Origin of the sequence: Psychrobacter halotolerans, from assembly GCF_039680845.1 — a bacterium.
Lineage (GTDB): Bacteria > Pseudomonadota > Gammaproteobacteria > Pseudomonadales > Moraxellaceae > Psychrobacter.
Window position 1 is genome coordinate 227,189 of record NZ_JBDKWD010000004.1, and the last position, 19,984, is coordinate 247,172.

Consider the following 19,984-nt stretch of genomic DNA (forward strand, 5'->3'; position numbering starts at 1 on the left):
GGTTGTTGAAGGCAGTATAAGCTTTACGACATAAACGTTAGCGTACAAAAAAGCTGCTCTTTATAGAGCAGCTTTTTTTATTTCAAGATTGAGTAATAAAACAATCCATAAAAAGTCATTACTAAACGGTCTGAGTCTTTATCGTTTCAAGATAGCTTCTGATGTTGCTGACATAATGCATGGCTTGACCGTAACGGCTATTAGAAGCTCTATGATCCGCCAAATAGGCATAAACGTTAGCCCAGCTTTTATCGTCAATACCCTGACTTCTTAATTGACGCTGAATGTTCTTTACGGCGTTGGGCCCCATGTTGTAACCCGCCAGCGCAAACCAAATACGATCGGTTTTGGGTACATCCGAAAAATCGTCTTTCATTTGCTCTAAATAGCGTGCACCGCCACCAATACTTTGATAAGGATCAACACGGTCTGAAACGCCCATGGCCTTAGCGGTGTTGTTGGTCAACATCATAAGACCACGCACACCTGTCGGTGAGACGGCGTTGGCATCGAGATGTGACTCTTGATAACCCATTGCCACTAGCAATTCCCAGTCGTGGTTATAATTACGAGCTTGCTCTTCAAAAGACGACTGATAATCGGGCAGTCTTTCTGTTAGCGTCTTTTTGAAATGGTCTTGACTATAAGCGTCTTTTAGCAAGTTTTGATTATAGAAGGCAGCAAGCTTTTGCGTATTTTGCAACTTGATGCTATCACATAAAAAATAACTGGCTTTTTTCGACAACTGATCGTTTGGTGAACTAAACGTCCAGCTTACCTTTGGATGTAGACCGTTTTTGGTTAAGCTGGCGTCATAACCGCAGCTAACATTGACAGACGCCAAATTTAGCTTGCTTTTTAGCTGCGTGCTGGCCGTTGTCAGCGCCATATCCGCATCGCCTGATCTCACGGCTTTTAGCGCGGCTTCCTCGTTGGCGTAAGCTTTAAGGTTGATATCGACACCAAGCTCGTCGGCATAGGTCCGTACCAAATCAAAGCCGAAGCCATGTTGGAAGCCATCGGTCGCAAAGTAGGTGCTATCACCTGGAACAGCGGCAATAGTCAATGTGTCTGCTAGCATGACACGGTCATAAGCTGGTACTTCTACACCCATCGTCGTCAGGCTCTCAGCCGGTAGCGAGAGCAGCGCAATACTGGAAACTTGCGCCAATTTTTTGGTTCTGGCAAAACGAGTCGAAGTTGGGGTAACGGATGAAACGATGTTACTTTTAGTGTTTAGTCGGCGTTTAGAGGGACTCAATAAATAAGAAATACGACGTTTGGTCCCTTGCGCAGATACTTTTACACGATAAGTAATACGCTGCATGGATGTCTCCTGATTTTAGCCATCCTGCTTACCCTAAAACATCAATGGTGATGCTGAGAAACCATGCACATCTACACATTGCGTTTCAGATGACAGTGCACTTATAAATACCGCAAGCACAAAAGCACCTTGTTTTGACCATCGTGCCGCTATTAAACACTCTATAAAAGCGGGCGGTACAGTTTTAATTAGCGTCTGTCTTATATCGATGTCGAGATTCAGCGAGGTGATGTTAAGCATCGCCTTATCAATCTAAACGCGCAACAATGCGAAGGAGTTAGATCAGATGATTCCTTCATCGATAATAAAAAAACTAATAGTAAAACTACGATGGATCAAACACGGGTAAGGTCATGAATAAGTTATCAAAACAAAACCGTAGAACCATTAAACGACGTAGAAGCTGACAATGAATGCTAGCACCATAGATAAAAAATAGTCGTTCAAAATGTACTACGTTTATATCAACCTCTACTGACTCTTTTAATCTTTTATGGGAGAGTCAGCCGCTGCTGATATAACATTGTTCAGTCATAAGGGTATGCCAGTCATCTTGATAGAAGATAATAATTAAAAAACACTATCAATCAAGATAAGCAAAACCGTTACCGAGACACTCAGATGAAGGTATGTTGTACTGCTAAAACGCTATTAAAATGCTTTAGACAGAAAAAATATACCGTTAAGTGACTGTTCTACAAACTCATCAAACATAAAAATAACGAGCTTTTAGAAGATTGTCATCATCGAAGCGCCATAACCGGAAGCTGTAATAAATGGGAAGTCTCATGACAAGACGTTCTTTCTTCAGTGAGTAATATGCGGATATCGAGTACATTATTCAAGTAGAGTTAAGAAAAATGCGATAAAACTTAACAATCGAGCTATAAACGGTTAAAAAATACCTCTTTACTAAGTGCTAAAGTAAAAGAAATATCATAAAATTCAGCTATTATTGGTAGATTGTCTCTCATGATTTTGGTAAGAATGTGCAAAAATCAAAAAAATGTACAGATAATTAAGCAGGATTATCGATATCAATGAACATCACAGGTAAGCCAAACTGCTCAGCAATAACTTCACCCAAAGCTTGAATGCCACCACGCTCTGTTGCATGATGGCCGCAAGCAAAATAATCAATACCAAGCTCACGCGCAATGTGCGTGGTACGCTCTGATATCTCACCAGAGATAAACGCATCACAGCCCATGGTTGCCGCTTGCTCGATCATATCTTGAGCGCCGCCCGTACAAATACCGACACGTTCAATCTGCTTATTATTATTACCGGAGATATGTAGCGGCGCACGTCCTAACGCTTGGGTAATCTGAGCAATTAGATTGTCCGCACTTTGGGGCGTACAAGTGGCAATATTGCCAACAGGATGTGACTCATTGGGATAAAGCGCTCCTGTGATTGTCATATTCAGTGCGTCGGCAAGTTTGGCATTGTTGCCAACGACGGGATGCGCATCAAGAGGCAGATGATAGCCAATCATAGAGATGCCATGTTGCATCAGCTTACGAATGCGTTGACCTTTCATACCTGTAATAGGGGCAGGCTCACCTTTCCAAAAATATCCATGATGTACCATAATCGTATCTGCATCCGCAGCGATGGCCGCATCAATCAGGGCTTCACAAGCGGTAACACCAGTCACGATACGTTGAACAGGTCGTCCACCATCGACTTGCAAGCCGTTTGGGGCATAGTCTTTAAAGGCGCTGGCCGATAGGTAGTCGTCACAAAAAGTCGTCAAGTCTTGTACGCTTATGGTTTTGGGCAGAGTATGGGTTGCCGTAGTGTGGTCAGTCATTTTTCTTATCCTATTTTCTTTATATTGCTAAAACCGCCATCTTAACATGCAGCTGTAAAAGAGTAGACAAGACTAATAACTGAAATGGTACACGATACGTGACAATTTGATGATATGGAGGGTTATAATTTACGCACGTGAGCCTGCTCAATGAATGCCATGTAAGGGTTCGGCGCTATTTATGGTTAGTAGTGACTAGTCTATGCTGCGTTATATTCAGTGGATAAGCATTTTTACCTAAATTATTTTCGTCTGTGTATCAAATTTATAGAGGTTTTATATGTCGTCATCTCGAAACACCAATAACAAGGCGTCCTTATTAAAATGGATACCTTGGGTTTTATTACTAATAGTGATTGCCGCATTTATCTGGTTGTTTATGAGTATGAAGTCACCGTCAAAGGATACATGGGAGCCGCCGAGAACCACACCAGCTGAACAAAAAGCGTCAGAACCCACCAGTGATACACCGACACCTATTTCTTCTTATCATAATGCGGTCGCGCGTGCGTCGCAGTCGGTTGTCAATATTTATACCACACAAACGATGACAGAGCATCCCTATATGGATGATCCTGTTTTGCGCCGATTTTTTGAAGATCATGGTGATCCGTCACAGGGGCAGGGTAATACCAATTTAGGTTCTGGCGTCGTTGTATCAGCAGATGGCTACATTGTGACTAATGCCCACGTCATCGAAAAAGCAGATGAGATTATCGTCGCCTTTAATGATGGTCGAAAAAGCCGCGCTAAGATCATCGGTACCGATCCCGACAGTGATTTGGCGGTTATTAAAGTGGATATGACGGGATTAACACCGTTAGGTTTCCGTGAAGAGCCTGCTGGCGTGGGCGATGTGGCATTGGCGATTGGTAATCCGTTTGGTGTGGGTCAGACGGTAACGCAAGGTATCATATCAGCGACGGGTCGTACGGGACTTGGGGTCAGTAAGTTTGAGGATTTTATCCAGACCGATGCGGCTATCAATCCGGGTAATTCGGGCGGTGCACTGGTCGATGCTCATGGTGAGTTAGTGGGTATCAATACTTTGATTTTCTCACGCTCTGGTGGCTCGATGGGGATTGGCTTTGCCATTCCAACATCGATTGTAGAGCAAGTAATGAATGGCTTGATTAAGAATGGTCGCGTCAGCCGTGGTTGGTTGGGGATTGAAATACAATCACAACTGCGTGACCCGACACAGCTTGAGACGTCGACGGGTGTTGAGGTGCTTAATGTCATTGATGGTAGTCCAGCTGCTAAAAGCGGGCTGCGTGTTGGCGATATTGTTTTGACGATTGATGGTGTTGAGATGACTGATGCCAATACGCTAATTCAGTATGTCGCTCGCAAGGCACCCGATAGCGAGTTAAATGCCCAAATAGTGCGTCAAGGTAAAAATGCACAAGTGAAGATAAAGTTAGAAGAGCGTCCAGCGCAAGCGGCAATTGAACAACCGGTCGTCATGATGCAAGATGGATCTGGTCAACCAAACTTACAGGGCGAGCCGCAAGAAGTACCGATGATGTCAGAGGCCGAGCGCGACCGTATGCGGGAAGAGCTATTGAAGTTGTTTGAACGAAATGGTGCGCCGCAATAGTTATTCAAAAATAGTTATTCAAATCTAACAAGACAAGAATTAAACGCTTTTATAGTGTGATGCTAGGATGAATGTTCGAAGGCTCTGTCAGTAACGATATGGCAAGTAAGAAAAGAACCTCCTAGCGCCAAATTACAATGACATCGTGATGACTACGTGATGCTTATTTAAGCCTAGTTTTATACAATAAAAAGCGCGCTACCTGAAAAGGTAGCGCGCTTTTTTGATGCTTGTTTTAATAAGTGAAGATTTGTTTTGATAAATGAACAGTTACTTTATCATCAGCTCATGATTGATATAAATGACCCCTCGCACACGGCAACAGCAAGGAAGAATCTCATCGTCTTCTATCATGGCAAGTGGCTCAAACGGATAATCAACCACATGAGAGCTGGCAATCCGTTTAATTCGGCAACTACCACAGTAGCCCTCACGACACTGATAGTTGACATCGTGCCCTGTGCGTAGTAGCCCGTCAAGCAAGCTTTCATCATCATGTAGATAGAACTGTTTTTTACTGGTCATTACCCAAGTCATAGTATTGATCCTATTTCACTGGTTGTATGATGTTCCAGATTTTTTTGAGTACTATATAAGTTTAAACAAGCCACTGGCAACCATTTTCCTTGCTTGCTGTGCCGTTGCTGATAGAGGCGACACAAAATGTATGCCAGTGTTGCTGTATTTCTTTTATAGTGACCAGACTTTATATGAATAATAAAATCTTGCTAACACTAAAATCGCTTACTCTTATAGCTCAAAGCTTTTATAATTAAAGCTCTTATAATTCAAAGTCATCAAAATCACTGTCTGATAAATCAGAGTCAATCTGACCCACCAAGTATGAGCTGATTTCTGTCTCTTGCGGCGCCACTTGCACATTATCAGAAGACAACCACGTATTGATCCACGGAATCGGGTTTGATTTTGAGGTAGGGAATGCCGCTGGCAGGCCGACCGCTTCCATACGTAAGTTGGTGATGTATTCGATATATTGGCAAAGAATGTCTTTGTTTAGACCAATCATTGAGCCATCTTTGAATAGATAACCTGCCCATTCTTTTTCTTGCTCAGCGGCCTTACGGAAGATTTCGATACTTTCTTCATAGCACTCGGCGGCAATCTCGACCATCTCAGGATCGTCACGGCCGTTACGCATGAGGTTGAGCATGTGCTGTGTACCTGTCAAATGCAGGGCTTCGTCACGCGCGATGAGCTTAATAATCTTGGCATTACCTTCCATCAATTTACGCTCAGCAAACGCAAACGAGCAGGCAAACGACACATAAAAGCGAATCGCTTCTAACACGTTGACCGCCATAATGCAGAGATACATCTGCTTTTTCAATGCTCTCAAATCAACGATCACTTGCTCGCCATTGATGTTGTGCGTGCCAGCACCGTACAAGCTGTATAACTGCGAGTTGCGGTATAGCTCGTCATAGTATTGAGCAATGTCAGAGGCGCGCTCTAAAATGTGCTGGTTTTGCATAATGTCGTCAAAGATAAGGTTGGGGTCATTGACGATATTACGAATAATATGGGTATAGCTGCGTGAGTGAATGGTCTCAGAAAACGACCACGTCTCAATCCACGTCTCAAGCTCAGGAATCGACACCAACGGTAATAGCACCACGTTTGGACTACGACCTTGGATCGAGTCGAGTAGGGTCTGGTACTTAAGGTTGCTTAAAAATATGTGCTGCTCATGCGATGACAGATTGCTAAAGTCCATACGGTCGCGTGACACATCAACTTCTTCTGGACGCCAAAAAAACGACAACTGCTTTTCAATCAATTGCTCAAAGATTGGGTGTTTTTGTTGGTCATAGCGTGCCACGTTGACTGGCTGACCAAAGAACATCGGCTCTTTTAGCGCATTGTTTGGCGTTTGAGAAAAAATCGAGTAAGTCATGGGACTGCCTTTATAAGTGATACGGTTATTGATTTGAATGTTAAAAATGCTGCTGTAAAAATACTGGGTTGAATGTATCAACGATATTATAGATTTTCTAATGATATCTGCGAGGACTCTTGTCCATCATTCATATAAGCTTTGAAAATTTCACTCAGCTCACCATCATCTAAAGCTTCTAACTCGTCAAGCGCGCTTTTGCGTAGGGTACCCAAGTCAGCATTTTCTACGGCTTTTTGTACTTCTTTTTTGGTCTGTTTCTTTATTTGTTTTTTGGGTGCTCTTGGCGCGTCTGATTTTTGCTCTGTGCTTGTACTTAACTGCTGACGAACGTCGTCGATATCAACGGTGACTTGGACAACATGCGCCTGACCATCGTTGAGGTCTGAAAATACGTTTGGGATAAACAACCCACCGTCTTTGATGATTGCGGTATATTGCACATAACCTCCGTTATTCTTATTGCTGTTTACGTGTTTTCATTATGGCTGACGCGTCGCCAGACTGTCATATACTTTGTTATTTTCTCTTTTACCGACTGCCAATACATAAACCACTACCAAGTCATCTTTGACGGTATATACCAAACGATACCCTATGGCGCGTAATTTAATTTTATAAGTATCAGTATGTCCAGAGAGTTTTGACGCAGGCACATGAGGGTTTGATAGTCGCTGCTGTAATTTTTTCTTAAACTGCTGCTGGATACTTGGTGCTATCTTTTTCCATTCTTTTAACGCTAACGGGTGAAACTCAAGACTATAAGTCATCCAAAGAGACCTTGATAGGTGTTTGCCCATCATTCATGCGTGTGCTGACCGTTTGGCTGAGTGCCATATCGTCCATCGCTTCCATCATGCGCTCAAAGACGTCTGTTGAGACCAAATAAGCCACGGGTTTGTTGTGGTTTAAAATCGCAATCGACTCACCATCTGATTGTTTGATCAATGCCGAGGGATTGTTTTTTAGCTCTGAAATACTCGCTGTCTGTGTCGCAAATATCGGTTGCATGCCGCATTCTCCGTTAAAATTATGCTCTAAATATAGGGCTAATTTTAGCACGAAAATTAGATCTTATTTGTTACTGTGTTAAATTAAATATTTGCGGTAGCCAATCCCGCTTACCGCTTGTATCTGCTAGCGTAATGACTATAAGTCTTTTAAATAGTCAGACTGTTGACTATTCCAACCACATTTTACACAAACGCCATTTTTGAAATAATGACTACAGCTTGGATAGCCATAAAGTTTGTGAGCGCAATCGGGGCATAAACTTGCCATCTTTGAGCTATCTATAACGTATGATGATTGGCACTCATCACAGGTGCTTTTTGCTCTATTCATGATTTAATTCAAAGCCCAATATTTTGACGTAGTAGGCGTAGGGTGCGCCTCGCGCACCTTTAAACTTTTTATATCATGGTACGCGAGGCATACACTACATCACGAGCCAACATAAGCCTTAGAGTTGAATATGTTTTGCGTAGGCTTTGGCCCAGCATCTTGCTTTTTCAAAATCATGAATTTAACTTACAACAACTGATACTTTCTAAAAGTAGGTTGGCGTCGAGGAACTACACTCAACAAATTATTAAATAGAAGTAGTTGAGTGTCGAAGGCTCCACCCAATCTACGTCTACTGCAAAAGCTTTATTTCTCATTTCTATTACCATCTACACTATCGAAAACAGAAACATGAATATCGATATTACGCTTATAATCTTCCATACAAGGTGTCAACGTCTGCGTTATATATTCACTTGAAGTATCATTAGACTGACTGGTTGCAGAGGTTTGAATATATTCATGAGCTATATCCATACCTGGTGGAGTTGTAGATTGTTCTGACATAATGTTAACCTATTATTTTTAATATGATTAGGATTAGCAAGGAAGTAAACAATAGGCTGATAAAAAACCTTATTTTATTGGAAACTTTCCTGATGTGATTTTGTTTGTTAATAACAGTCTGATTCATGGAGTTTATTGATGCTTGGTATACAGTAATCAATACTCCCTTATACTTGTTTGCATCTAATTCAACAGTATTTCTTAATAGTTCTTCAATATTGTTAATCTTTTTAGATTCTACTAATTCAAAGCAGTCTAGGAGATATTTAAAGATTAATATCCCAAGAATCAAACTAAGTAGAGAAGTTGCTACGAATAACAATGTCAAAAGAAAACCAACAATCGAATTCAAGTGATCAAATACTAAGCTATCAGCAGCAGAGCTAGAAAGAACTACAAACAATCCTGTAGCTACTATCGAAATAACTAAAATGTATTTATTAGCTTTCTCATCGACGTTCCTTATCCTTTGAATACATTGAAGATACTCTTCTTTTAAAATAGAAATGCTTATATCGTATTTAGCTTCCCATTCACAATCATCGGTATTGCTATTCATTTTTTTACTATCTTCTATAGTATTGATATTAGATACACAATTTTTTTTACGATTGACTAAACGGTTCAAACTATTGTGGATCATTTTAAGTACCTGTTAGGCTTGACTTACTATGTAAACAGTAACGGAGTTATTAATAGAACTAAATGCCCTAAAATCTATATCTCATAAATTTCTCTCGCGAAACTAAATCTTACAAGCCCCACCAGCACAATCATCTTCCATATCCGCTTGCGCATCGTTCGCACCATCACGCGTGTTATGGTAGTACAACGTCTTCACACCCATCTTATAAGCGTTTAGTAAGTCTTTTAGCAATATCTTCATCGGTACACGGCTGCCTTCATAACGAACCGGATCGTAGTTGGTATTGGCAGAGATACTTTGATCGACGAACTTTTGCATGACTGCGACCAGCTTTAGGTAACCGTCATTGTTTGGCATTTGCCACAGTAGCTCGTACTGATCCTTTAGTTTATCAATCTCAGGCACGACTTGCTTTAAGATGCCATCTTTTGACGCTTTGATAGAGACCAGACCGCGTGGTGGCTCGATACCGTTGGTCGCATTGGCGATCTGACTAGAGGTTTCAGACGGCATCAAGGCGGTTAGGGTAGAGTTGCGCAGACCATGAGCGGTAATCTCGCCACGTAGCGTTTCCCAATCGAGATGTAGTGGCTCTTGGCAGATTTTATCCAAGTCTTTTTTATATGTATCAATCGGCAAGATACCTTGCGAGTACGTGGTCTCATTAAAGGCAGGACACGCGCCTTGCTCTTTTGCCAATTTGTTTGACGCTTTTAACAGGTAGAACTGCAATGCTTCAAATGTTTGATGCGTCAGACCAAGCGCGCTGTCGTCTGAATAGCGCACGCCATTTTTGGCAAGGTAATACGCGTAGTTAATCACGCCCACACCCAAGGTACGGCGACGCATACTACCATTTTGAGCGGCTTTTACTGGATAGTCTTGATAATCAAGTAGGGCATCAAGCGCACGCACGATTAGCTCAGCTGGCTCTTCGATGTCGCTGACGTTTTCGACTTTACCCAAGTTAACCGCTGATAGCGTACATAGGGCGATTTCACCTGCTTCGTCATTGATGTTATCAAGTGGCTTAGTCGGTAGCGCGATTTCCATACATAGGTTTGACTGGCGAATCGGCGCAACCGTCGCGTCAAATGGGCTATGCGTGTTGCAATGATCGACGTTTTGGATGTAGATACGGCCTGTGCTGGCGCGCTCTTGCATCATTAGGCTGAACAAATCTGCCGCTGGGATTTGACGACTGCGGATATTAGGATCATTTTCGTACTTGGTGTATAGCTCTTCGAATTTGTCTTGATCCTCAAAGAACGCATCATAGAGGCCAGGGGTGTCGCCTGGTGAAAATAGCGAGATGTCTTGACCTTTGATCAGACGGGTATACATGGTTTTATTCAACTGAACGCCGTAGTCCATGTGACGAACACGGTTGTCTTCAACGCCGCGGTTGTTTTTCAGTACCAGTAGTGATTCAACTTCTAAATGCCACAATGGGTAGAAGAGGGTCGCTGCACCGCCGCGCACGCCGCCTTGTGAGCAGCATTTAACCGCTGTTTGGAACAATTTATAGAATGGAATACAGCCAGTATGCTGCGCTTCGCCGCCACGGATTGGGCTACCAAGGGCGCGAATACGACCGGCGTTGATGCCGATACCAGCGCGCTGCGACACATAACGCACGATGGCGCTGGTGGTAGCGTTGATTGAATCTAAGCTATCGCCGCACTCGATCAGTACGCACGAGCTGAACTGACGCGATGGCGTACGCACACCAGACATGATCGGCGTCGGTAGCGAGATTTTGAATTGTGACGTCGCATCGTAGAAGCGTTTGACATAATGCAAACGGTCTGATTTGTCATAACCGGCAAACAAACACATACCAACGAGCATATATAAGAACTGCGGGCTTTCATAAACAGTCTTGGTCACGCGATCTTGGACAAGGTATTTACCTGCCATTTGCTCGACCGCGGCATAGGCAAGATTCATATCGCGCCAATGGTCGAGGTATTCTTCTAACTCGTCAAATTCGGCACGGCTATAATCGGCTAGGATATGTTGATCGTACTTGCCTGCGTCCGTTAGGGTTTTGACATGATCATAAAGATGCGGTGGCTCAAACTGGTTATAAGCAATCTTACGCAGATGGAAAATCGCCAAACGCGCCGCTAAATACTGATAGTCCGGCGTCGTTTCAGAAATAAGGTCAGCGGCTGACTTGATGATGGTTTCATGGATGTCGCGCGTCTTGATACCTTCATAAAACTGAATGTGCGATTTTAGCTCAACTTGTGACACCGACACGTTATCCAAATTGTCCGCGGCCCACGCAATTACCTTGTGAATTTTATCTAAATCAATAGGCTCTAAACGTCCGTCACGTTTGGTCACTTGGATTTTGTCGATATGTGTCATATTGGCCTCTTATGTTAATTGCTTATGATGATGCTGCGCGTGTCATACATGGCAGGCATTCTTTATAACGCTATAATTTTTATCACGACAGAAGTTTTTTTAGGCAAAAAACTACCGCTACTCAGAATAATGATGAAAATCATTGAGTACTACATATAGCGTGTTTGTCAGTAGGTAGGCACAATATAGCGGGAAAATTTTGGAAATACTATATTGATTTTAGGAAGAAACTATGTTGCTAACCGCTCAAAAATTGGCAAAGGAAGATGGGATAAGGGTTAGACGAGAATAAGAAAAATAATAAATTTTTTGTAAAAATTGAATGACGGTTTGCTTTTTATACGCTTGCAAATTATCAAGCTAAAAACAGCGTACTGGCAATAAAAATGAGGGCGCAGATTGTACATCAAACCATAAAAAATCGCCACCCGTATGTTATTAATAGCGAGTGACGATTTGCAAGAAAAAGGTGCTGAGATTTTCCAAAGGCGCTTTGTCTATTTAGACAACCATCCGTACCGTTTTGGCATTATCCAGTGCCGCATAAAGTTTGTTTACTTGATCGGCCGCTGTAAGGTATAAATTGACGCGTGCTGAGTGAAAACGACCCGTTCTAGACGGTTTGACTTCGATAGAGGCCAAATCAAAATCTGGGAACTGGCTGCCCAAGATAAGCTTGACTTCATTAAGCAAACTTTCGTGCTCGCCTTCATGACCAATAATGCTTAAAGGATAATTCATTGGGAAATCCCAAAGCTCAGGGTTTTGAATATCTGTCTTTTTACCTTTTAAGGTGGTTTCGTCGTTCGACAGTTCAGTCACGTTGACCGATTTTTTATTTGCCGGATTTTGGCTATTGTCTTTTGAATCATCGCTCATAATGTGTGCCTTACTTTTTATAAAAATGTGGAAATACTGATTAGCAACCATCGCGCTTCACGCGGCTATTAATAAAACCAAAATCTGAGTCAGTCTTAGTTAGTGTCCCAGTTAGTGGTTTAGTTAATCACTCAGTCTCTTAATAGACTCGGTTTTTTGCGGTCATATTTGCAGGACAGTTGTTTTATTTCCTATTTATAGTGGCGTATCTAAAATTATTCAAGGGCTGTGGCGGTGATGACGCATTAGCAAGGTGCTAGATGGCAAATCAATGCTTACGGTAAATAGCCATTAATAGGAGCGATATCAGGCGGCGTATCTGTTTCTCCCAAGGCTTCTAATAAGTTGATCTCAATAGTGCGTGACAAGGCGGTGAGCGGCAACTGGTTGGCGGCCAACCCAAACGGCTCTTCAAGCTCTTCACTAAGCGCATCAAGACCGAAAAAGGTGTAAGCAATCACCGCACAGATTAGAGGGGTTACCCAGCCTAATGAGGCCACCAAGCCAAACGGCAGCATAATACAATACAGATAAGTCGTGCGATGCACCAATAGCATATAAGCGAAGGGCAGCGGTGTATTGTGAATGCGCTCGCAAGCGGCTAAGACAATGGTCATAGAGGTTAGGCGTTCATCCATATTTTGTATGACTTGCTCTGACACGAGTCCTTGACGTCGAATGTCTCCAAGCTGTTTGCCCATTAAGCGCATCAAATAATTGGGCACATTTCGCGCTTGACGCATGCTGGTATGATACTGTGGATCAACAAAACGCTCGATGTCTTGCCACGGCTCAGTACCCCGAAGGCGATGGCGCATAGCATGGGTAAACGCAATGGTCAGATGAACCATACTTAGCTGAGCCTGTCGTCCCGTCTCGTCATTTTCGTCTATAAAAGAGAGCACTTGGCGGGTAAGACTGCGACACTCATACACTAGCTGTCCCCATAAGCTGCGGGCCTCCCACCAGCGCTGATAGCTTGCGTTGTTCCGAAACCCTAAAAACAATGACAAAGCGATGCCCAATAAGGTAAAAGTCGCGATACCATAATAAGGAAACGAGTTTGGTATCCAGTGCTGGATAATCGTAATGACAGTGCTAAGGATGGTAACCAGTAGAAGCTGGGGGTAAATCTTTGGAATGATTGAACCGCGCAGGGTAAAAAATATTTTAAAAGGGTGGGGTGTTTGTCGGACAATCATGTGGGTTTCCTAGCGGTGGAGTCGGTGAGCACACTTTGAGTATGCGATATGATTCTAATACAGAATTGGGATCTGTAAAGATTAAGTCGAGATTTAGTATGATTAGACAAACTGAGCGTTTATAGAGGTTCTTCAAACTAACGCTAAACTGACTCTAATTTTTTTCAAATAAGGATTCATAATGTTAAAGATTAATGATGTGATTAAAATTAAAAATAATATTCAAGGCGATATTAAAGTAGGTGATATTGGAACGGTCGTACATATCTTTGATGTGACTCCTCCCGTCTATGAAATTGAATTTATTGACGATCAAGGTCGTACACTTGAGATGATACCTTTGAAATAAGAAGACATGAGTCTTTACTGGGTTGCAAGTACTGGAACCTATGTTGATGAAGAGTGAAGTCTCCTAATAATAAAGTCACAACACAGACCTTGAACTCACTTGTATGTTTAATGAAGGCTCTCCAGAATCAAAAATTATTAACACCTTTGATTTAATGAGTATTAAAGAACTACCTGTAGGGTATAAGGAGTTTTTACGCATTAGTAATGGTGCTTTTTTATTTTTGAATAAAAAGTATGGTCAGGCTGGATTAAACTTCTATAATTTGGAAGAATTCGAAAACAAAGTAAATTTTTGGTTATCGAGTTATAGGTCGAATAGTCTAATCAAAGGAGATTTAATTATTGGTGAATTTCTTGGAGATAGTGATTTTGTAATTTTAAGATGCGATCAAGAAGCTGATGATTATGGTGCTATTGTTATTTCACATCCTTATGATGAACGTAAAAATTGGTTTTATGTAAAAGATGGTTTTACGAAATTTTTATCAGATTTTGTGAGAGCTGAAGGGGATAAATATTGGGAATTAATTTAATGCGTAGGTTGAGTAATAGTATTTTCTAAAGAGGTAAACAGTAGAACCTGTATTTTTTTTCTCTTAAAACACTGTTTTTATGAGCTCCAGAAAGGCATCTTTCGCGCTGTGGTGACCTGTATCCTTATTCCAAATGAAATAATTATTGATAGGTTCCAATTCAGAAATGGAATACCCTTTAATACCATCTAATGATTTGAACTGTTCATATATACCTTTAGGAACCAAAGATACCCCTGCCCCAGAGCTTACACAGCCTAGGATAGTTCCATAACTTGCCATACTAGTAATAGGCACAGAAAGGTTACTCTCTGATAACCAGTTTTCCAGTGCTTTTCTATAGGGGCAACCATCTGGCCACATATAAATATTCTTACCGATTAAACTTTCTGCAGAGTCAATATTGTCAAACATAGAAGAGGCAATTATGACTAACTCTTCCTCATAAATCGCTTCACAATTAATCTTAGGGTGGGCACTGTTAACCGCAATGATAGCACCGTCAATTTCGTGCTTTACTACCTTGCTCTCTAAGTTTTTCCATGTGTCAGTAGAAAATTCAATTTTTACTTCTGGATAGGATTGATGATATGTCGACAATAGCTTAGGTAATCGACTTGTCGCCGAAGATTCGATGGCACCGATACTAAGCCTACCTGTAGGGGTGGTTCCAAAGTTGATAGACCTTTTGGCCTCATCACAAAGGGTGAGGATTCTATTCGTATACTCTAAAAATATGATTCCAGAAGGACTAAGAACCAGTCCTCGTCCTTTTCGAATGAACAGTAATTCCTCTAACTCTTCCTCCAAATTTTTAATTCTCGTAGTTATATTGGAGGGTACACAATGGAGCTGTTCAGCCGCTCTTGCAATGCTTCCAAAGTCTGCAACTTTCTTAAACATGAGGAGTTGAGATAGTTCCATAAACAATCACTTAAAATGAGTTATCAACTTAATATAAGTCACTTTTATTTATCTGTCTAGTAAATTAACCTTACTAAAGTAGAGAAAGATATCTACTAACGCTAAGTAGGATTTATAAATTAATTAGAGGGACTAAAGTGGCTGAAAATATAATTGGAAGACCTCAAAGAAAATTAAAATATGTCTATTGACCTTTATATATTAGGTCTTTTTTCATTTTTTGGTGGGTTAATTGATGCTGCAGTTGGAGGTGGGGGATTGGTTTTGATGCCAGCCTTACTTCATGCTTTACCAGAATATACAATCACAACGGTATTCGGAACGAATAAAATTGCTGTATGGGCTGGTACACTGTCCTCTATATTTCAATATGTGAAACGCGTTAAGATTGTTTGGAAAATCGTCATACCTACCGCTTTGTCTGCTTTCTTATTTTCTTATTTAGGTGCTATGTCAGTGTCCTTGATACCCAAGGAAATCATGCAGATCGTGGTATTTCTTCTGCTTGTTATAATGGCTATCTATACGTTTGTAAAAAAGGATATAGGGACAACACATCAGCAGTTAATAGGGAGTAAGCTAGAAATAGCTAAAGGGATAGTTTTTGGTGGATTGATCGGGTTTTATGATGGGTTATTTGGTCCAGGTAGTGGTAGTTTTCTATTATTTCTGTTCGTTCGAGGATTTGGTTTTGATTTCCTAAATGCTTCAGCCTCAGCAAAACTAATTAATATGGGGACATTTACTGCCGCACTTTTATTCTTTATCCCCTCTGGTAATGTGCTATGGAAGGTGGGGTTGCTAGTAGCCATCTGTAATATTCTTGGGGCAATTGTCGGTGTGTTTCTTGCGCTGAGATATGGCAGTCGTTTTATCCGAATCGGCTTTTTAGTCCTGTTGATTTTTTTGATTGGAAGAATGGGGCTTGATATTATTTATGGATAGAAACTCTATTTGAAAATTGAAAAATAGTTCAATAAATTTTTATGCTTTGATGAATCAAAACATTGCTAATTTTTAGAGCCGCTTGAGTGATGAATAATATTCTTTGCATTGTAACGACAATTACTACCGTCTTTGGTTTAATTTTTTAGATAATTATCAAAGGAATTGGATTTGATAAATTTTGAGCCTAAATTATCTGTCTAAAAGTTAAAACTTTAAAATAAAAAAACTCTGACTAAATGCCAGAGTTTTTTCTATAAATTACCCCAATCAATTATTAATAATAATCGGATAAGAAACAACCCTCGGCTCAGGTGGTGGTGCAGTTCGCACTACCTCGGTCACGGGCTTTTCTGTTGCTTTGTCTTTGATCCAAAAGTCAACATAGCTGTCTTTACTAAACCACGCTGTACCAATATCAGTAGCGAAATCTAGCTGATAGTTAGTGTTGGCTTTGGCATCAAAGTTAATCTTGGTCGGCAAAGTATAATGTCCTGCCATACGGTAAGTGACCGTCAAGGTATGCTCACCCGTTGTAATGGGATAAACATTATCCCAAGTATCACTGTAAGCCTCTTTTTTATCTTTAGGGACGCGCTTACCATCAATCTCCATGATATAGGCGATACGATCGCCAACGAGTTTGGTATGTCGTGGCTCCATTTTACCCATGACAGTTGCACTCGCACCTGATAAGGGCGGCTGGTAGATCAAATCGGCTGGTAACTCCTTTACATTTTTCAGGCTCATACAAGCGGTCAACAAGGGTAACGCACACACCAGTACAGTCCACTTCATCACTTATCCTCAATAGAATTTATCTGATAATATAGCTAATTTTTCAAAACTTCGGTTGGTAAAATATAGCTGGTATAGTTTACCTATTTTCTCTTAAAACAGTAACGTTTTTATTAGCAAATAACGCAATATGAGATAAATACAATGCTACTAAGATAATTTTGCCGCAGCCTACGTCTGCATAAGCACAGCAAGCAAGGAAAATCTATCTTAGTGGCATGTTGAAATACTGATAACTAGGTCATTTAGGTTTGACTTTATAACACCCACAAAAAAAGCTGAGATAGGCTCAGCTTTTTTATAGGATTGAATAACTACGATTTAAAACCTATTAAAATTAGTCATTTTCTAGGAAAGAGCGCAAGTGCTCAGAACGTGACGGATGACGCAATTTACGTAGCGCTTTTGCCTCAATCTGACGAATACGCTCACGCGTTACATCGAACTGCTTACCAACCTCTTCTAGCGTATGATCGGTTGGCATATCGATACCAAAGCGCATTTTTAGCACACGCGCTTCACGCTCAGTCAAGTTGCCTAGTACATCACGCGTGGCTTCACGTAGGCCAGCAGACGTGGCATCATCAACAGGACTTGAGATCGTACCATCTTCGATGAAGTCGCCTAGGTGTGAGTCTTCATCATCACCGATTGGCGTCTCCATAGAGATAGGCTCTTTGGCGATTTTTAGTACCTTGCGGACTTTAACTTCGTCCATCTCTAAACGCTCGCCTAATTCCTCAGGGGTTGGCTCGCGTCCCATTTCTTGTAACAACTGACGTGAGACACGGTTGATCTTATTGATAGTCTCAATCATATGCACAGGAATACGAATGGTACGGGCTTGGTCAGCGATAGAGCGGGTAATCGCCTGACGAATCCACCATGTAGCATACGTTGAGAATTTATAACCACGGCGATATTCAAACTTATCAACCGCTTTCATCAGACCAATATTGCCTTCTTGGATCAAATCCAAGAACTGTAGGCCACGGTTGGTATATTTTTTGGCGATAGAAATAACAAGACGTAGGTTGGCTTCAACCATTTCTTTTTTAGCACGGCGAGCTTTTGCTTCACCAACGGCCATACGGCGCGCTACATCTTTCATGTCGTGGATTTTCATATCGAGCTGTTGCTCGTAGTCACGAATTCGACGCTGTAATAAGATAACGTCGTCGGTGACGCGCTCTAGCGTGCCCGCAAATGCAGGCTTACCTTTGATGCGCTCAATGAGCCAATCGACGTTGGTTTCGTTGCTTGGGAAGGTTTTACGGAACTCTTCACGCGGCATACGACCACGGCGGATAACCAAACGCATGATTTGACGCTCTTGCTTACGCACATCATCATAAACGTCATGCATGATGGCCATGACCTGATCTGACAAGCGGTTGTTTAGCTTTAGCATCATAAAACGTTCAGCGAGTAGGGCATAAGCGTCATCGGCTTCGACACTACCACGACCATAATCCAACAAGGCTTGTTTGGCTTTGATAAATAAGTTTTCGATCTCTTCTAAACGCAAACGCACTTCTTCTGGATCGATACCGCTGGTTTCTTCTTCGGCTTCTTCCTCGACGTCGCTTTCATCTTCATCTTCGTCGTCATCATCGAGAGCCAGTGCTTTGGCTTTCGCTTTAATAACCGGTGGATTTTCTTTCTCTTCTTTGATTCTCTCGCGTTCTTCTTTTGCCGCTTCTTTGGCTTCTTGAGCCGCGATTTTGTCTTCTTCGGTTTCAGGATCTAAGAAACCAGTGATCACATCAGAGAGCTTTTTCTCACCATCTTGTACTTTTTGATACTCGTCAAGGACAAACTGTACCGTACCCGGCCAATAAGCCATGGCATGCTGGACATCACGAATGCCTTCTTCGATACGCTTGGCAATGGCAATCTCGCCTTCACGGGTCAGTAGATCAACGGTACCCATTTCACGCATATACATACGCACAGGGTCAGTGGTACGACCAGGCTCAGTCTCCACAGAGGCCAATACAGCCGCTGCTTCATCTGCCGCCATGTCGTCATCACTTGAATCATCGTTCATCAAGATGTCGTCGGCATCGGGGGCTGATTCAAAGATTTTAATACCAACATCGGTCAGCATTTGCACAATATCTTCGATCTGATCGCTTTCGGTAATAGAGTCTGGCAGTTGGTCATTCACCTCAGCATAGGTAAGATACCCTTGCTCTTTACCCATCTGGATTAAGGTGGCCAGTTGAGATGTGGACTTAGAAACTGACTTATCGTTCATAAATACTCGCTTACTTGCATCGGACATTTTTATATTGTGACTCGCTATCGCTTGCTGTCTGCGTTGATCTTATCAATCGATTGATCAAAATGGGGCGTAGAGGTTGTCAATAATATCAAAAATGAGTTGATATGAATAAAGGCTCAAAACATTACAATAACACTGCTAAAAAACAGCTAAACATTCAAAAATTCTTCAAAATAACAGGGTTTAAAAGTGACGCTGTTTAAAAATAACTTTTTCCAAAAAATCATCTTGCCTAAAAGATCGCTAAAAATACTACAAATTCGTGTTTCACCATGCTTGTGCATCGTCATTCACTAAAAAGAGCTGTCAATATACAGCGACACAGTTTAACACAGACCACCGCAGTCAAGCACGAGGTAGTGATACCTAGCCATTAATTTTCACTGATTATTTGCTATCAGCTGAATGATTAAGGACTTACATATGCGACTGGCCATAATCACTAGTAGTGGGGGCAGCCTTAATACTTTTAAAGGGGGCGTTGGTTTAGACACAAAAATTTAAGGGATAGTCAGTCTTAAATAAAACAAGGAC

19 protein-coding genes are annotated in these 19,984 nt (G+C 41.6%); 4 read left to right on the top strand and 15 right to left on the bottom strand.

The window, feature by feature from the left end; translation table 11 throughout:
- Positions 1–121 precede the first annotated feature (121 nt).
- A complete protein-coding gene (locus AAJP47_RS09280) occupies positions 122–1,327 on the bottom strand; it encodes a transglycosylase SLT domain-containing protein (protein ID WP_346717630.1) in 1,206 nt (401 codons plus the stop codon).
- 1,018 nt (positions 1,328–2,345) lie between these two features.
- Positions 2,346–3,143: a Nif3-like dinuclear metal center hexameric protein gene (locus AAJP47_RS09285; RefSeq protein ID WP_346717631.1), complete on the bottom strand. Its 798-nt coding sequence runs from the start codon at positions 3,141–3,143 to the stop codon at positions 2,346–2,348.
- Between the two features lie 280 nt (positions 3,144–3,423).
- Here AAJP47_RS09285 and AAJP47_RS09290 point away from each other — a divergent pair, with 280 nt between their 5' ends.
- A complete protein-coding gene (locus AAJP47_RS09290) occupies positions 3,424–4,743 on the top strand; it encodes a S1C family serine protease (RefSeq protein ID WP_346717632.1) in 1,320 nt (439 codons plus the stop codon).
- 270 nt (positions 4,744–5,013) lie between these two features.
- Here the strand turns inward: AAJP47_RS09290 and yfaE are convergent, their stop codons facing one another.
- The 10 genes from yfaE to AAJP47_RS09340 form a co-directional block, all read right to left on the bottom strand.
- Positions 5,014–5,280 carry a class I ribonucleotide reductase maintenance protein YfaE gene (gene yfaE / locus AAJP47_RS09295; RefSeq protein WP_346717633.1) on the bottom strand — a complete coding sequence of 89 codons (267 nt, stop codon included), beginning with the start codon at positions 5,278–5,280 and terminating at the stop codon, positions 5,014–5,016.
- Positions 5,281–5,524: 244 nt separating this feature from the next.
- Entirely contained in the window at positions 5,525–6,658 is a 1,134-nt protein-coding gene (gene nrdB / locus AAJP47_RS09300) for a class Ia ribonucleoside-diphosphate reductase subunit beta (protein ID WP_346717634.1), read from the bottom strand.
- A gap of 86 nt (positions 6,659–6,744) precedes the next feature.
- Positions 6,745–7,101 carry a hypothetical protein gene (locus AAJP47_RS09305; RefSeq protein ID WP_346717635.1) on the bottom strand — a complete coding sequence of 119 codons (357 nt, stop codon included), beginning with the start codon at positions 7,099–7,101 and terminating at the stop codon, positions 6,745–6,747.
- A gap of 39 nt (positions 7,102–7,140) precedes the next feature.
- Positions 7,141–7,428, bottom strand: coding sequence for a type II toxin-antitoxin system RelE family toxin (locus AAJP47_RS09310; RefSeq protein WP_346717636.1), 288 nt, complete (start codon positions 7,426–7,428; stop codon positions 7,141–7,143).
- Complete coding sequence (locus tag AAJP47_RS09315; protein ID WP_346717637.1) at positions 7,418–7,669, bottom strand: type II toxin-antitoxin system Phd/YefM family antitoxin; 252 nt, start codon at positions 7,667–7,669, stop codon at positions 7,418–7,420. Before AAJP47_RS09315 ends, AAJP47_RS09310 begins: the two co-directional genes overlap by 11 nt.
- A 639-nt stretch (positions 7,670–8,308) precedes the next feature.
- Positions 8,309–8,509 (bottom strand): hypothetical protein, encoded by a 201-nt coding sequence (locus AAJP47_RS09320; RefSeq protein WP_346717638.1) that lies wholly within the window; start codon positions 8,507–8,509, stop codon positions 8,309–8,311.
- 4 nt (positions 8,510–8,513) lie between these two features.
- Entirely contained in the window at positions 8,514–9,068 is a 555-nt protein-coding gene (locus AAJP47_RS09325; protein ID WP_346717639.1) for a hypothetical protein, read from the bottom strand.
- Positions 9,069–9,254: 186 nt separating this feature from the next.
- A complete protein-coding gene (gene nrdA / locus AAJP47_RS09330) occupies positions 9,255–11,531 on the bottom strand; it encodes a class 1a ribonucleoside-diphosphate reductase subunit alpha (protein WP_346717640.1) in 2,277 nt (758 codons plus the stop codon).
- Positions 11,532–12,032: 501 nt separating this feature from the next.
- Positions 12,033–12,410: a YbeD family protein gene (locus AAJP47_RS09335; RefSeq protein WP_346717641.1), complete on the bottom strand. Its 378-nt coding sequence runs from the start codon at positions 12,408–12,410 to the stop codon at positions 12,033–12,035.
- A 275-nt stretch (positions 12,411–12,685) separates the two neighbouring features.
- Positions 12,686–13,612 (bottom strand): bestrophin family protein, encoded by a 927-nt coding sequence (locus tag AAJP47_RS09340; RefSeq protein WP_346717642.1) that lies wholly within the window; start codon positions 13,610–13,612, stop codon positions 12,686–12,688.
- Positions 13,613–13,793: 181 nt separating this feature from the next.
- On the opposite strand from AAJP47_RS09340, the gene AAJP47_RS09345 reads away from it, so the two are divergent.
- Positions 13,794–13,961, top strand: a complete 168-nt coding sequence (locus tag AAJP47_RS09345) for a DUF4926 domain-containing protein (RefSeq protein WP_346717643.1) — start codon at positions 13,794–13,796, stop codon at positions 13,959–13,961.
- Between the two features lie 103 nt (positions 13,962–14,064).
- Positions 14,065–14,496, top strand: coding sequence for an SMI1/KNR4 family protein (locus tag AAJP47_RS09350; protein ID WP_346717644.1), 432 nt, complete (start codon positions 14,065–14,067; stop codon positions 14,494–14,496).
- A gap of 63 nt (positions 14,497–14,559) precedes the next feature.
- On the opposite strand, the gene AAJP47_RS09355 is transcribed toward AAJP47_RS09350, so the two are convergent.
- Complete coding sequence (locus tag AAJP47_RS09355) at positions 14,560–15,420, bottom strand: LysR substrate-binding domain-containing protein (protein WP_346717645.1); 861 nt, start codon at positions 15,418–15,420, stop codon at positions 14,560–14,562.
- Positions 15,421–15,600: 180 nt separating this feature from the next.
- Between AAJP47_RS09355 and AAJP47_RS09360 the strand changes: the two genes are divergently transcribed.
- Positions 15,601–16,365 carry a sulfite exporter TauE/SafE family protein gene (locus AAJP47_RS09360; RefSeq protein WP_346717646.1) on the top strand — a complete coding sequence of 255 codons (765 nt, stop codon included), beginning with the start codon at positions 15,601–15,603 and terminating at the stop codon, positions 16,363–16,365.
- A gap of 270 nt (positions 16,366–16,635) precedes the next feature.
- On the opposite strand, the gene AAJP47_RS09365 is transcribed toward AAJP47_RS09360, so the two are convergent.
- Both AAJP47_RS09365 and rpoD read right to left on the bottom strand, forming a co-directional pair.
- The gene (locus AAJP47_RS09365) at positions 16,636–17,163 is read right to left on the bottom strand and encodes a hypothetical protein (RefSeq protein ID WP_346717647.1); all 528 of its coding nucleotides are present in this window, start codon (positions 17,161–17,163) and stop codon (positions 16,636–16,638) included.
- Positions 17,164–17,500: 337 nt separating this feature from the next.
- On the bottom strand, positions 17,501–19,423 hold the full coding sequence (rpoD, locus tag AAJP47_RS09370; RefSeq protein WP_346717648.1) for an RNA polymerase sigma factor RpoD: 1,923 nt from the start codon (positions 19,421–19,423) through the stop codon (positions 17,501–17,503).
- Between the last annotated feature and the right edge of the window lie 561 nt (positions 19,424–19,984).